This is a genomic window from Pseudomonas palleroniana (genome assembly GCF_003031675.1).
GTDB lineage: Bacteria > Pseudomonadota > Gammaproteobacteria > Pseudomonadales > Pseudomonadaceae > Aquipseudomonas > Aquipseudomonas palleroniana.
The window spans coordinates 18,094-30,961 of sequence record NZ_PYWX01000070.1; the positions used below are offsets into that span (position 1 = coordinate 18,094).

Consider the following 12,868-nt stretch of genomic DNA (forward strand, 5'->3'; position numbering starts at 1 on the left):
AGAATTTGATTCTTAATCAAATCTGGATTGAAGATGGCCACCGATCGATTGGGGGACATGCGCTTGTTCGTTGAGGCTGCCGACCTCGGCAGTCTTTCAGCAGCTGGACGCAAGTTAGGGTTTTCGCCAGCGGCGGCCAGCGCACGGTTGCTCAAGTTGGAGGCGTCGCTGCATACACGCTTGTTTGATCGCACAACCCGTCAACTGCGCCTGACTGATGAAGGCCGGTTCTATCTGCAGCAATGCTGGGTCGCTTTGCGCGCCATTGATGAGGCGGAGGCGGGGTTGCAGGCGAGTCAGCAGGAAGTACGCGGTAAAGTCCGTGTGTCTGCCTCTACTGACTTTGGCCGTCACCTGCTTAATGACTGGCTCGAGATGTTTTGCGCGCAGCATCCGCAGTTGAAGGTGTCGCTGACCTTGTCGGACGCTATGTCTAACCTAGTACAGGACGATGTCGACCTGGCCATTCGTTTCGGCCCACTGCGTGATAGCTCATTGATCGCCCGGCAACTGGCACCCAACTGGCGCGTGCTTTGTGCTTCGCCGGACTACCTGGCTCGCCACGGCGAGCCGCAGACGCCGGCCGAGCTCACCGGGCATAAATTTATTCTGCTGGTGACTCCGGTGGGTCCTTTAAACACCTTCCATTTCAGGGTAGACGGCCAGACATGGAACCACAGTGTGCCATTGGAAAACGCCTGGGAAACCAACGATGGCGCCGTAGCACGTGCCTGGGCACTGGCCGGTCATGGCATTGCACGCAAGACCATTTGGGACGCTGCAGCGGATATCCGTGCCGGGCGGTTGAAGATGCTGCTGCCTAACTATTGCGTAGCAGAAGCCGGGGTGTTTGCGGTGCTGCATGGCAATCGGTATCGAATTGCCAGAGTGCGGGTACTGTTGGACTTTCTGGTGGAGCGTTTCAAATGTGCCACCGAGGAACTTCTGCGCGACGTCGATGTGCCGAGGTGTTGACGGAATATGAACAGCTTTGGCCCACTTGCCATTTTCGCCATAGGAGCAGCAGCTTTGTACCTCTACCGTTCGCGCGAGCGGAAGGTAGATTACGAATCTGTATGTGAGGTAAGCCAAACCTTGAGTAGCTTGGCTGATAGAGCTGGGGCGTCAGTTCTGAATGACGGAAGCGGGTCGGAATCCGCCTGACCCGAGCGGCGGCTTTTGGCCGATAGCTGACGTTCTGATTGGAAAGGCCGAGCTGGAAGGGCTGATAAGCAGCTAGTACGCTTGAGTCCCTCTAATGATAGGAACCTGACATGGGACATGATTCCTCGTTACAGATCGAACGCGCCGCTTATGAGGAGTTCGTCCGGCTTTGGAGTCAAGGAAACTTCGAGCATCAGCGACTGGGCCAAGCGTTTTATAACCACTTCAATCTACACAAACTCACCGATCAGGCCGGATTGCACGGTCTCTATGAGGCCGACGGTGATAAAGCCTTACGCTTGATCTTGAGGCTTTTCCACCTTCACTGAGAGGCAGCTACCGACCCAAAGCTGACGGTGGCGGCAGGTAGAAATCGCCCTGAGCAGACATTCAAGAGACGACGTCAGTGGGAATGCTACTAAGCACCTCATAGGTCAACCCAGCCTCAAAATATGACGCTCTCCACTCAAGGAATCCTACCCCAGGCTCGCACAACAAGAGAACGGTACATCCAGCCCTCCATTGAAACCCTTTCCACCACGGCGATATCTCCAGGAGCCGCCTCCCGCGAGTTCATCCAGTCCGTGAGTACCAACGCTGCCCGATCAATAGTGATCGGCTTTATGATACGGCCCTTGAAAAGGGTTATACCGTCTAGCCTAAAAACTGATCGTTTATTCGGGAATTCCGGTCACCGTATGCACTACGCGCACTGCACAAGGCGGTCGCGCCCCTTCCGGGTCAAGCTATCCGCATTTTTTCAGCAGCGGATAGGCATCGGCAAACTTCATAGCCGCCCCACCAAACATTTCAACGTTGTCCTCGCCTTGAGGTGGCCTGGTCGCTGACAACTCAGGTTGGGCGTATTGCTGATGGATAAGTTGATGACGCACGAAGCGGCTATCAGCTAGACGCTTTACCCACAAAAGGTCGCCGAGTCGCCTCAACCTATGCAAAAACCCGGCGACCTCTTGCATATATAGCCGGCGCAGGATCTTCTACAGGCTGTCCCCGTTTCGACCTCAAGAGCATGATGGGTCCATGAGAGATACCCCTTACACACTGTTCATGCGCTTTCAGACACCCGACCCTGACATTGCCCCACGCGAACAGGCGCCGATGCTCGCCCAGGAGCAAGCCTGGGCGCGGGAGCACGCGTGCAGGCACCGCTTCAGTTGGATCGAAGTGTTGGTGCCGCCGCTGTGCTTTGGCCCTGTGTTGCCGGGTATCGCGTTTTTACTGGGCCTGTTGCTCTATCGCTCGTTATTCGCCCCCGGCCTGGATATTGACCGGATCGTCGGAGCCTCCTTTGGCTGGCTTGCCCTCGCCACGCTGCTCTTCATGGCGGGCTGGGGGTTACGCAACTTCTTGCGCGATGCCCGCGACCCGACCAAACGCTACTGGCGGTCCATGCCGGAGCAAGGGTTGGTCGAGCTTGAGCACCATGGCCTGGTATCCGGCACCAGCCTGTGGTCCTCCGATTATGATCCGGACTGCAACACCCTCATGCGATGGGCAAACGGCAAGCTTGAATGCGTGCAACACAGCGGTGTGACGCAATGGGTCCTGGCCAGGACGACTGCGGGCCACTGGCTGGTGCTCAAGGAAGAATACGCGGGCAACTTCAACTATGGACGGGTTGGCAAAATGCCCACCCCGGACAAGCACATGCAGCCCTGCCAGGCACTGACGATCGCCTTTGCCCCCGGCACCAACCTCTCTCTCGGCAGGCGTTTCAGCGGTGCACCGATGCCATTGGTCGACACGTCGTATTGGCTGTCTGCCGATGAACTCAAGCGCCTTGTCGAGGTGGCCCATCACTGGGCCTTTTTGCCCCCGGACCGTTACGCCGTGGTCAATGACCAGGATGCCGAGTGGGTGCAACGGCTGGCGGACAAGGCGCAAGCCAGCGTCGGCCCCCGGCCGGACGAGACAGGGCTTCAGAGCGCGAATCAATGAAAACGCCTGCCACCCTCACCCCCTCTGCTCGAATCGCCGCCGCTTTAGGAACAACCCCACCCCCAGTGCAACGGCAAAGACCGACAGCAACCCCAGGTCGAACCCAGACAAGTGGATTTGGCTCGCGGCAACGCAGCCGACCGTCCCCATCGCTACCAGCAGTACCCCTAACCATTTGCGAAGCGGGTACGATTTGAGAAACCGATCGAGCAGAAAGAACAGCACCAGAGCAACGACCAGTTGGGTAATATCAGGCATGTGTGTCTCCCGTCAGGTCTTGATGATCAGTGTCGAGGCGGTACGTTGCGGGCCGATGCCGCCATTCACCTGCGCCTCAATACTCACCAGTACGTCGCCTGCGTGATAGGTCGGCAGGGTTTCATTCACGTACATGCGCACACCGGCGCCGGCCGGGGCACCCACATAGGGGGAGGCAACATAAGAAGTGGCGCCAGCGAACGCCGAGGCCGCAAGGTTGGCGATTTTGGTGCGTTGGGCGTTGAGAACATCGCCCTGCTGCCGGGTCAGCGGCTTGGAAATGCCGATCATCATCAGGCACGGCAGGTTCTTGGCCAGCATCTTGTCGTACACCTCGACCACCTTGCGGTTGACCTCGTAGTGGGCGCTTTTCGCCTCGCCAAAATGCAACTCGCGCAGGCGTCCGCGTTCGCTGTCGGTGAGGGTGATCTGCGAGACGTTGAACACGATCCCGTGATTGCCTATGTATTGGAAAGTCCCTTCGAACTTCATCGCACGCATCCTTTCGAGCCAAAGGCGGGAATTATCTAGAAGGCATGCGCTGGATTCAAATCATTTCACCTGGCTGGCAAGGTGCGATGCCCGCCGTAAGGTGTTGACGGACATAGTAATTATCGAACTCACTGCTTTCGACGAACTGGAAGCCATGGCGAGTGTAAAAACGATTCGAGGCACTTTCTTTGAGGGCACCTACTTTGATCGGGAGTGCAGCCGCATCCGCAGCTTTGAAAATCTGAGTGAGCACAGCAGAGCCGATCCCCGAACCTTGCGCGCTCGGCCTCACGTATAAGTGGTCGAGCACAAGTTCATTGGGGTGGTGTTTGACCACTACAAAGCCAACCCTTTCTCCAGCAAGCTCAATGTAATGTGTGTTGTGGGCTTCAAAGCAGCGAACAAACCGCTCGCGCGCCCGCACGGGATCAAATCGCCCGATGCGCTCCAAACTTTCGCGCATGGCCTCAATTCGAATGGCAACAAGATCGTTCAAGTCGCTTTGTTGAGCGCGGACTAACGTCACTGGGAAGTATTGATTGGGTTTGATCGGCATATTGAATCGGTCCTGAATTCGTAGATGTTCAATGCGCGCTTTTGGCCGACTATTGCCTTTCGTGAAGGGCTGCAACCGACCCAATACGGTCATTCCATCTGAAGCGATAAGTTGGATGGCGTATGCCAGTGAATTCTGGAGTCGATATGAACATGTTTTTGCTTCTGAGGCGTGAAGGGGCTGTCGAGTGTGCCCAATGCAATCGAAACCCAGTCGGTAAATTCACCTTGGGCACGTGACCAGAACAAAGTCGAGCCACACCGCGCGCAGAACTCGCGAAACACCGATTCTGAAGAAGAAAACCTGGTGATGTGTCCGGCGCCGTTGAGTATCCGTAATGCGTTACGGGGCACGCTTGCATACGAAGCGAATGCTGCCCCGTGACCTTTACGGCATTGAGCGCAGTGACAATGACTCACTGCTTTTGGCGTCGTCAGAAGCTCGTAACGGATTGCTGTGCAAAGGCAACTTCCCTGGTACACCTCTGTCATGCGTTCGTTCCTGTCGCTGGAAAAGACGCCAGCTTAACCGCCTGAATCTGATCAGTCGAACGCCCGCTTCTGGCCGATACCTGTCTCACAGGAGCAGCCACTAAGCTTGGAAAAATCTATCGGGCCGGCATGGGTAAAGGGCACTGGACGCCACGCCGTCAATGATTTCCTCGCTGGCAAGGCGCCCGACTATCGCCGCCAAAGTAATTCCGGGGTGCATTGCGCAAACATACGCGCCGACCACCTTGGGTAGATAACCGATAATGGGGATACCATCGGCAGGTATGGGTCTGAGTCCGACACAAGCACTCTCCACATCTATGGAATTGACCCCATGGAGTTCGTTCCGGATTGTCTTGGCCGTTCGAAGTGCGATCGCTAACGGTTGGTTCTCCATGGCTTCGTCCAGGTAATCTTCTGCCGCCAGCAACGCACCGTCCGAGCTTTGCCTCACTTCCATTTCGGGGCTGGAGATCAGGGTATGCACGAGGTTGGGTTGTGGTTTGTAGCGGATGAAAATGGCAGGCGAGGCCTCTATTGGTAGGGACACCTCAAGCATGTCGGTCAGCTTCGTTATGCCTGTCCCGGCTGCTAATACGACGATATCGGCATCGATGCAGCCTATTGTTGTTTCAACCCCGGACACCTTTGCACCCTGCGTTACAAAACCGAGAACTCGCGTTTGAGTGAGAATCTTCGCCCCATATGCCTCGGCGCCCGCGATTAACGCATGCGTAGCTGCCACGGCGTCGAGCGCCCCTTCTTGCGCCACAAACAAAGCAGCCTGCGGAGGATTCTTAAGATTTGGCTCAAGGTCGAGAATCTGCGATCGAGAGACCCAGTGATCCGATGCCTGCTTACCCGAAGCTGACAGCGCCGCATTCGGCATCACGCTGTATGACAAGGCGCCTGTCCATCGTATTTCCATGCCAGGCAGCTGCGTTTCGAGTCGACGATACTCCTCGATGGCAGAAGCGCGCAGTTGCGCAATTGGGTCAGGTTCGGGGTGTGTGGTATTGATCCAGGCGAATGAACTCCCAGTTACCCCAGACGCTATACCTTGCGCCTCGACCAAGATGACATTCGCACCCTTACCAGCCAGGTGGTACGCAAGTGACGCGCCTACGATGCCTGCACCAATGACAACGACTCGTTTACCTTGGCCATTTCCCATATCAACCTCCGTTTTGTCGACGTGCCGATGGTACGACAGCTGGATGCTTTTTGAATGTCCGCTGCTGGCCCAAAGCGGAGGCTCATGAACGGCCACTTTCGGCCATTACCAGTCGTCCGTGAGTGGCATTTTTTGCCCCAAAGTTTCCCTTGGCCATTAACTAGATGCAGCTGCTTTCTGGAAAGCGTAATATATATCTAACGAAATTTTTAGTGTTTTTTCGAACTCATTCTTACCGAGAGAAATATGAAGATTGACTCCAGTCATTTCCACAGGCAGCACATGGGGAGGTTATTGTATGTCGGTGAATACCTGAAGCGAGAAGGTTATAATCTGAACGGTACTAGATTTCAACACTACTTGAGTATCGCAGAGAGGTTTCTTGAGGTTCCGGAGTTGACTACCGACGAGGCTTGGGCTCTAGTTGAACTCAGCGAAATGTATGTAATTCTGAAAGTTTCAGAGCGGTATGGATGCATTGGTCGCGCAGAGATATCTCTATGCCTGAAAGGTGCTCATTCGTTAGATGGTGAGCAATTAGCAGGGGCTGGAAATAAAGCCAGAAACTATTGCTTTCAACTCTATGTTGCCTCGAACCTCCTAGTTTTCGGTATGGAAGCCGAGATTCCGTCCCATGGTTCGGAGGCAGACATTCGGTTTATATATGACGAAAATAGCGTGCCCGTTGAGTGTAAAAGACTATTCGTTGAAGGAGGGGTCGAGAAGAGCGCAAAAAATGCCTGTAGTCAAGTGTCGAAACGTGTGGCGGAAGGGCACTTCGGGATTGCAGCAATATCTTTAAGCAGAGAATTTTGGGCAGTAGAAAAAAAGGCGGTAATGGAGTCGGTCCATGACGCGAGATTCTCAGTTGAGCAACTTTATAAACGATGGCGCGGAATTTTGAGTCGCCTCTTGGAAAAATATCCTAAGGTGGCATTGATTTATATAAACTTCCAGATTCCGGTTGTGGGTCCTGAAAACCTTTACAGCATCTATGAGCGGAAATTTTTTAAGACTCGCGATAATTATCAGTTATTACCTGAATCTGGTGTCGCTCAGCATTTTATTGATGCCATGATGACCTTGAGCCTGATGGAAGAGCTTCATATAGACGAGTGACAATAGGGCATTGTTGCCCAATTCATCGCCTGTAAGCCTTATCTCGCAAAGCCTATGTCCGCTATTGGCCAATTTCTGCCGGTCAAAAAAGCCAAAATAAATTCGCCCCCTTTTCGATTAGAAGCGCAGGTTTGCTTCGCCCACTGTTGCCTGATGTGATTTAAGCTGTGAAAAAGCCCGCTTTGGCGGGCTTTCTGGTTTTTGGTGAGCAGCCCAATCGCACCTTGAGCAAACCCGGCTAGGCACGCCCCCCTCGCTGTAGGCGACTCTATCGCCGACCGCCCCTCCAGGAGTTTCTTCCAGTGTCCGAAACGCCCAGCCACCTCGCCTACACCAAACGTTTCAACGTCGTCCTCGCCTATATCGAAGCCAATCTCGAAGGTGACCTGTCGGTGAATACGTTGAGCCAGGTGGCGAACTTTTCGGCGTTTCACTTCCATCGACAGTTCACTGCGTTTGTCGGCGTGCCGGTATCACGGTATGTGCAGCTGATGCGTCTGCGTCGTGCGGCCCATAGCTTGGCGAGCCTTGCCGAGTATTCGGTGCTGGATGCCGCGCTCAGTGCCGGTTTTGAAAGCCCGGAGGCGTTCAGCCGGGCGTTTCGGCGGGCGTTCGGTATGGCGCCGAGTGTGTTCAGGAAGGCGCCGAACTGGCAGACCTGGAATGCGGTGTTCGCCATCCCTCACTTTTCCAGGACGATCATCATGCAATTACGCATCTTAGAATTCACTGAAACCCAGGTCGCCGCGCTTGAGCATCGCGGGCCCGCCGGGCTTGTCAATCAGACGACCAGCCAGTTTATCGAATGGCGCAAGCACAGCGGCCAGTCGCCGGTGGCGTCGAGCCGCACGTTTGGCATTCCCTATAACAACCCCGATACCACCCCGCCGGAGGAATTTCGTTTTGTCATCTGTGGCGAGATTGACGAGGCTGTGGCGCCGAATGCGTTTGGCGTGCATGAGCGCGTCATTCCGGCTGGGCGATGCGTGGTGGTGCGGCATGTGGGGTCGCCGGATCATATCGGCGAAACGATCTATCCGATTTATCGCGATTGGCTGCCTGCCAGTGGCGAGGAGCTTCGCGACCATCCGCTGTTCTTCCATTACCTGAGCGTCTACCCCGAGACACCGCAGGATCAGTGGCAGACCGATGTGTATGTTCCGCTGAAATAGCGTCCGAAAAGGGGACGGATTTACTTCTGAAGGAATCCCGCCCCCTTTTCGCTCAAGCCCAGTTAGAAGCCTCGGCGCCTTGCTCCATTGCCTACAGTTGCGTCAGAATCCGCCGGCTTGTGCGCTTGAGTGGGCGTCTCTAAGGTGGCCTGGTCGCTGACAACTCAGTGATCGGGTTTAGTAGCCCGCGTGACAACATAAAGTGCATGAGCCTCATCGATCAGATGTTCTTGTCTGTACTTGATGGTGGCTGTGCGCAGGGCGCCCTCGGGCGCGCCGGCTTTGTGTGTTTCCCCGGTCTACTAACCTGCGTACAGCTGCCACCCTCTCGTTTAGTAGCGAAAAGGTGTTGGCCCTAACACAGGTACAACACACATGTTCAAAGTCACGCCCAACCCTCCAAACGGTCCCGACCTGAAACTGAATCAGGCTGCGCACCGTGCAATTGATCATTACCTCAACGCTGGCACCGAACGACCAGAGCCCCCTCCTCCACCTTCGAAGACGCTGTTCAGCGTCGCTGACGATGCCAACAGTGAAGTGCTGATTGCCAATAGCTATGAGACTTTTTCTTCGGTGACTGCGTTGTTGCTTGACCTGTCGGATGAACTGACGGGGAAACAGCGAGATGTGGCGTTGGCGATTCACCAACTCAGCGAGTTGGGCGTATTGCTGATGGATAAGTTGATGACGCGCGAGGCGGCTATCGGCTAGCCGCTTTGCCCACAAAAGGTCGCCGAGTCGTCTCAACCTATGCAAAAACCCGGCGACCTCTTGCCTCTATGACATTGGCGGCAGCACGGATGAAGTGAGGGTCAAACTCGGGTATGACGAAATCTAGACCGCCAGCCCGAGCGCGCGCTCAGCCAAGGCTACTACGGGTATGGATGAAAAACGGCGCGCCGCTCATGGCACTGAACGGGGAACTCAGTGCATGATGCCCCCCCAATCAAGGACGATAACCACAATGAAAACCGCCCTGCACGCCCTGCTCCTGCTGTGCCTGACCGCCCCCGCCTTCGCCGCCGAAAACCCCGTCGGTTTCAACACCGTCACCCTGCCCGACGCACAAAACAACCGGCCACTCGAACTGGCCGTCTGGTACCCCGCCACCACCACGGCCACCCCCACGCTGATCGCCGACAACGCGGTGTTCATCGGTGCCCTCGCCGTGCCTGACGCCCCGCCGGCGGCCGGTGAACATCCGTTGGTGGTGCTCTCCCATGGTTATGGCGGTAATTGGGGCAATCAGGTGTGGCTGGCCAGTGCGCTGGCGCATCAGGGGTACATCGTCGCGGCGGTCAACCACCCGGGCACCACCTCCAAGGATCGCAACCCACACACCGCTGCGCAGTTGTGGTTACGCCCGACCGACCTGAGCCGCGCGATTGATGCAGTGCTGGCTCAGCCGAAGGCATTTGGCGCGGTCGCGGCTGGCCAGATTGCTGCCGTTGGCCATTCCCTGGGCGGCTGGACCGTGCTGGAAACCGCCGGAGCACGCTTCGATCCCGACCTGTTCAGCCGTGACTGCAGCGCCCACCCCAAGCTCGGCGGCTGCATCGGCTATCAGGCGATGAACCCCGCCGGCACACCAGCCGGCAAGGCTCGGTTGGCCGCCGATTTGAGCGACAAACGCGTCAGCGCCATAGTGTCCTTGGACCTGGGCCTGTCACGCGGCTTCACCGACATGAGCCTGGCGACGCTGCCGGTACCGGCGCTGGTGATTGCAGGGGGCGTGCCTTCAGAGGATATGGACCCGCAGCTGGAGTCCGCCGCCCTGGTCAAGCGCCTGCCTGAAGCAACCACGAAATACGTGGAGATCGCCGATGCCACCCACTTCAGTTTCATGTCGATCTGCAAGCCGGGCGGCATGGCGTTGATTGAGGAGAGCTCGCCGGGCGACGGCATGATTTGCCGCGATGGTGAAGGGGCTCGGCCGAGGGCGGTGATTCAGCAACAGGTGGTGGGGCTGATCAGTGAGTTTTTACGCCAATCGTTTCGACCTTGAAGCCGGTATCGACCTTTAAGCACCTAGGACGAGACTGGCGGATAAGGTTGAACCTCTCCCACACGTAGAGGCTCAGAACCCTACATCTTCGGGAGAATTTTATGACCAAGACTGCATTAGTCGTCGGGGCCAGCGGTATCGTTGGCAGCGCCATCACCCAGTTACTGCTCGACCAACAGTGGCAGGTCGCAGCGCTGTCCCGCCAGCCCTCGCAAGTACCCGGCGTGATTCCGGTGGCCGCCGACTTGCAAGAACCTGCATCGCTGCAACAGGCCCTGGCCGATTTGAAACCCACCCATGTGTTCATCACCACCTGGTCACGCCAGGCCACCGAAGCCGAGAACATCCGTGTCAACGCGGCCATGGTGCGCAACGTGCTGGACGCCGTGCGCCCCGCCACAAGCGTGCAGCATGTGGCGTTGGTCACCGGCTTGAAGCATTACCTCGGGCCGTTCGAAAACTACGGCAAGGGCAGCCTGCCGCAAACGCCGTTCCGCGAAGAACAAGGTCGCCTGGACGTGGAGAACTTCTACTACGCCCAGGAAGACGAAGTGTTCGCCGCCGCAAAAAAGGACGGTTTCACCTGGAGCGTGCATCGCCCCCATACCGTCACCGGCGTGGCGGTGGGCAACGCCATGAACATGGCAACCACCCTCGCCGTCTATGCCAGTGTCTGCAAGCACACCGCACGCCCGTTCGTATTCCCCGGTTCCCGCGTGCAATGGGACAGCCTCACCGACATGACCGATGCGCGCCAGTTGGCCCAGCAGCAGCTGTGGGCGGCCACCACGCCGGCGGCGGCCAACCAGGCGTTCAACATCACTAATGGCGATGTGTTCCGCTGGAAATGGATGTGGGCGCAGATCGCCGATTATTTTGGCCTTGTACCCGCAGCGTTCCCGGCCAAACCCTCGCCGCTTGAGAGCCAGATGGCCGATGATCAGGCGGCCTGGAGCGAGATCGCAGCCAAACACGGGTTGAAGGAAACCGACATCAGCCGCCTGGTCTCGCCCTGGCATACCGATGCCGACCTGGGGCGCCCGATCGAGGTGGTCACCGATATGTCCAAGAGCCGGAAGATGGGCTTTACCGCCTACCAGGCCAGCGACCAGGCGTTTTTTGAGGTATTCGATCAGTTGCGTGAAGCGCGGTTGATCCCTTGAAGAAACAGGCCGCCATTCACCGGCGGCCGCTTTTCTCTCAATGGCCGGCCACGGCTGGCTTGCCTGCGCTACGCGCCCCCGGCTTGAAGCCATGGGCGTGCGCCGCCACGGTAATCAGGAGCGCAACGCCGATCAATGCCAGCATCGCCCACGGAAACGCCGCCACACCCCAGGTGTCCAGCAACACGCCCCCCACCACGCCGCTGCCGGCAATCGCGCTGTTCCACGCCACCACGTTGAGTGACAACGCCACGTCCGCGCCATCGCCCGCCGCATCCGCCAGGGCGGTTTGCAGCAAGGTCGCGGCGCCGCCAAAGCTCAAGCCCCATACCGCTACGCCGAGGTAGATCACCTGCGGCACATTTCCCAGCAAACCGAACACCACACTGATGAGCGCAAAGCTTGCCAGGCTGACCAACACGGTCTTGCGCAGTAACGGTTCAACCAATTTAGCCGTGATCCAAATCCCCACCAGCGCGGCAATCCCGAATACCAACAGCACCAGGTCGACACGCTCCGCCAACCCCGCCGGCGCCACGAACGGCGCGATATAGGTGTACAGAATGTTGTGTGCCAGCATCCAGCTGATCACCACCGCCAACACCGGGCGCACGCCCGGCGTAGTCAGCACCTTGCGCAGGGACACGCGTTGGTGGGCGGGCTGCGGCGCGTAGTCCGGGACTTTCACCAGTACCCAGGCGATCAGCCCCAGGCTCAGCGCCGACATCAGGCCGAACGTGGTACGCCAGCCCACCAGTCCACCGAGCCAGGTGCCCAAAGGCACCCCCAACGACAGCGCAATCGGCGTGCCGACCATCGCCAACGCAAGTGCCTTGCCCTGTTGGTGGGGCGCAACCATACGCCGCGCGTAACCGGCCAACAGGCTCCAGGCCAACCCCGCCGCCACCCCGGCAAAGAAACGAGCTACCAGCGTTACGCCATAGTGGGACGACAGTGCGGTGATCGAGTTGAATAGCAGGAAACCGACGATGGTCAGCAGCAGCACATTGCGCCGACGCCAGCCACGGGTGGCAATCGTCATGGGAATCACCGCCAGCACCGAACCCAGTGCATAGGCGGTGACCATCTGCCCAGCCATTGATGGCGAGATCGCCAGGCCATCGCTGATCAACGGCAGCAGGCCGGCAGGCAGGGTTTCGGTGACGATGCAGATGAAGCCGGTCATGGCCAGGGCGAGCAAGGCGCCGATAGGCAAGCGCTCGGATGCGGCCGATACGGTGAGTGAGGCGGTCACGGGAAACTCCTTTGGCAAGACTTATATACTGATCGATATAAATATTGCAGGCGACCG

Annotated in this window: 14 protein-coding genes; 8 read left to right on the top strand and 6 right to left on the bottom strand. The window is 57.5% G+C overall.

Translation table 11 applies throughout. The annotated features are described in order from the left end of the window. Positions 1-33 precede the first annotated feature (33 nt). The 3 genes from C9383_RS24165 (at position 34) to C9383_RS24185 (ending at position 3,123) form a co-directional block, all read left to right on the top strand. The gene (locus C9383_RS24165; protein WP_090370483.1) at positions 34-975 is read left to right on the top strand and encodes a LysR family transcriptional regulator; all 942 of its coding nucleotides are present in this window, start codon (positions 34-36) and stop codon (positions 973-975) included. Positions 976-1,274: 299 nt separating this feature from the next. After that, positions 1,275-1,493 (top strand): hypothetical protein, encoded by a 219-nt coding sequence (locus tag C9383_RS24170; protein WP_090370481.1) that lies wholly within the window; start codon positions 1,275-1,277, stop codon positions 1,491-1,493. Positions 1,494-2,205: 712 nt separating this feature from the next. After that, positions 2,206-3,123, top strand: coding sequence for a hypothetical protein (locus tag C9383_RS24185; RefSeq protein WP_090370477.1), 918 nt, complete (start codon positions 2,206-2,208; stop codon positions 3,121-3,123). A 15-nt stretch (positions 3,124-3,138) separates the two neighbouring features. On the opposite strand, the gene C9383_RS24190 is transcribed toward C9383_RS24185, so the two are convergent. The 5 genes from C9383_RS24190 to C9383_RS24210 form a co-directional block, all read right to left on the bottom strand. Next, entirely contained in the window at positions 3,139-3,381 is a 243-nt protein-coding gene (locus tag C9383_RS24190) for a hypothetical protein (protein WP_090370475.1), read from the bottom strand. Between the two features lie 12 nt (positions 3,382-3,393). Beyond that, a complete protein-coding gene (locus tag C9383_RS24195) occupies positions 3,394-3,873 on the bottom strand; it encodes a hypothetical protein (RefSeq protein ID WP_090370473.1) in 480 nt (159 codons plus the stop codon). Positions 3,874-3,928: 55 nt separating this feature from the next. Then, positions 3,929-4,429, bottom strand: coding sequence for a GNAT family N-acetyltransferase (locus C9383_RS24200; protein WP_090370471.1), 501 nt, complete (start codon positions 4,427-4,429; stop codon positions 3,929-3,931). A gap of 89 nt (positions 4,430-4,518) precedes the next feature. After that, positions 4,519-4,920 (bottom strand): GFA family protein, encoded by a 402-nt coding sequence (locus C9383_RS24205; protein ID WP_090370469.1) that lies wholly within the window; start codon positions 4,918-4,920, stop codon positions 4,519-4,521. Positions 4,921-5,020: 100 nt separating this feature from the next. Continuing rightward, a complete protein-coding gene (locus C9383_RS24210; RefSeq protein WP_090370467.1) occupies positions 5,021-6,094 on the bottom strand; it encodes an NAD(P)/FAD-dependent oxidoreductase in 1,074 nt (357 codons plus the stop codon). Positions 6,095-6,340: 246 nt separating this feature from the next. Between C9383_RS24210 and C9383_RS24215 the strand changes: the two genes are divergently transcribed. From C9383_RS24215 to C9383_RS24235, 5 genes are all read left to right on the top strand, one after another. Further along, positions 6,341-7,213, top strand: a complete 873-nt coding sequence (locus C9383_RS24215) for a hypothetical protein (protein ID WP_090370465.1) — start codon at positions 6,341-6,343, stop codon at positions 7,211-7,213. Positions 7,214-7,515: 302 nt separating this feature from the next. Further along, positions 7,516-8,385, top strand: a complete 870-nt coding sequence (locus tag C9383_RS24220) for an AraC family transcriptional regulator (RefSeq protein WP_090370463.1) — start codon at positions 7,516-7,518, stop codon at positions 8,383-8,385. Between the two features lie 375 nt (positions 8,386-8,760). Further along, positions 8,761-9,099, top strand: a complete 339-nt coding sequence (locus tag C9383_RS24225; protein WP_090370461.1) for a DUF6124 family protein — start codon at positions 8,761-8,763, stop codon at positions 9,097-9,099. A 253-nt stretch (positions 9,100-9,352) separates the two neighbouring features. Continuing rightward, complete coding sequence (locus tag C9383_RS24230) at positions 9,353-10,393, top strand: alpha/beta hydrolase family protein (RefSeq protein ID WP_090370459.1); 1,041 nt, start codon at positions 9,353-9,355, stop codon at positions 10,391-10,393. A 101-nt stretch (positions 10,394-10,494) separates the two neighbouring features. Continuing rightward, complete coding sequence (locus tag C9383_RS24235; protein ID WP_090370457.1) at positions 10,495-11,556, top strand: SDR family oxidoreductase; 1,062 nt, start codon at positions 10,495-10,497, stop codon at positions 11,554-11,556. A 37-nt stretch (positions 11,557-11,593) separates the two neighbouring features. Here C9383_RS24235 and C9383_RS24240 read toward each other — a convergent pair whose 3' ends face one another. Further along, positions 11,594-12,811 (bottom strand): MFS transporter, encoded by a 1,218-nt coding sequence (locus C9383_RS24240; protein ID WP_090370455.1) that lies wholly within the window; start codon positions 12,809-12,811, stop codon positions 11,594-11,596. Positions 12,812-12,868 lie beyond the last annotated feature (57 nt).

What these genes read in the sequence shown, in the direction of transcription:
- C9383_RS24185 (WP_090370477.1), top strand. Translation starts at nt 2,206, where the DNA reads ATGAGAGATACCCCTTACACACTGTTCATGCGCTTTCAGACACCCGAC.
- C9383_RS24195 (WP_090370473.1), bottom strand. Translation starts at nt 3,873, where the DNA reads ATGAAGTTCGAAGGGACTTTCCAATACATAGGCAATCACGGGATCGTG.
- C9383_RS24170 (WP_090370481.1), top strand. Translation starts at nt 1,275, where the DNA reads ATGGGACATGATTCCTCGTTACAGATCGAACGCGCCGCTTATGAGGAG.
- C9383_RS24215 (WP_090370465.1), top strand. Translation starts at nt 6,341, where the DNA reads ATGAAGATTGACTCCAGTCATTTCCACAGGCAGCACATGGGGAGGTTA.
- C9383_RS24230 (WP_090370459.1), top strand. Translation starts at nt 9,353, where the DNA reads ATGAAAACCGCCCTGCACGCCCTGCTCCTGCTGTGCCTGACCGCCCCC.
- C9383_RS24190 (WP_090370475.1), bottom strand. Translation starts at nt 3,381, where the DNA reads ATGCCTGATATTACCCAACTGGTCGTTGCTCTGGTGCTGTTCTTTCTG.
- C9383_RS24165 (WP_090370483.1), top strand. Translation starts at nt 34, where the DNA reads ATGGCCACCGATCGATTGGGGGACATGCGCTTGTTCGTTGAGGCTGCC.
- C9383_RS24210 (WP_090370467.1), bottom strand. Translation starts at nt 6,094, where the DNA reads ATGGGAAATGGCCAAGGTAAACGAGTCGTTGTCATTGGTGCAGGCATC.
- C9383_RS24235 (WP_090370457.1), top strand. Translation starts at nt 10,495, where the DNA reads ATGACCAAGACTGCATTAGTCGTCGGGGCCAGCGGTATCGTTGGCAGC.
- C9383_RS24200 (WP_090370471.1), bottom strand. Translation starts at nt 4,429, where the DNA reads ATGCCGATCAAACCCAATCAATACTTCCCAGTGACGTTAGTCCGCGCT.
- C9383_RS24225 (WP_090370461.1), top strand. Translation starts at nt 8,761, where the DNA reads ATGTTCAAAGTCACGCCCAACCCTCCAAACGGTCCCGACCTGAAACTG.
- C9383_RS24205 (WP_090370469.1), bottom strand. Translation starts at nt 4,920, where the DNA reads ATGACAGAGGTGTACCAGGGAAGTTGCCTTTGCACAGCAATCCGTTAC.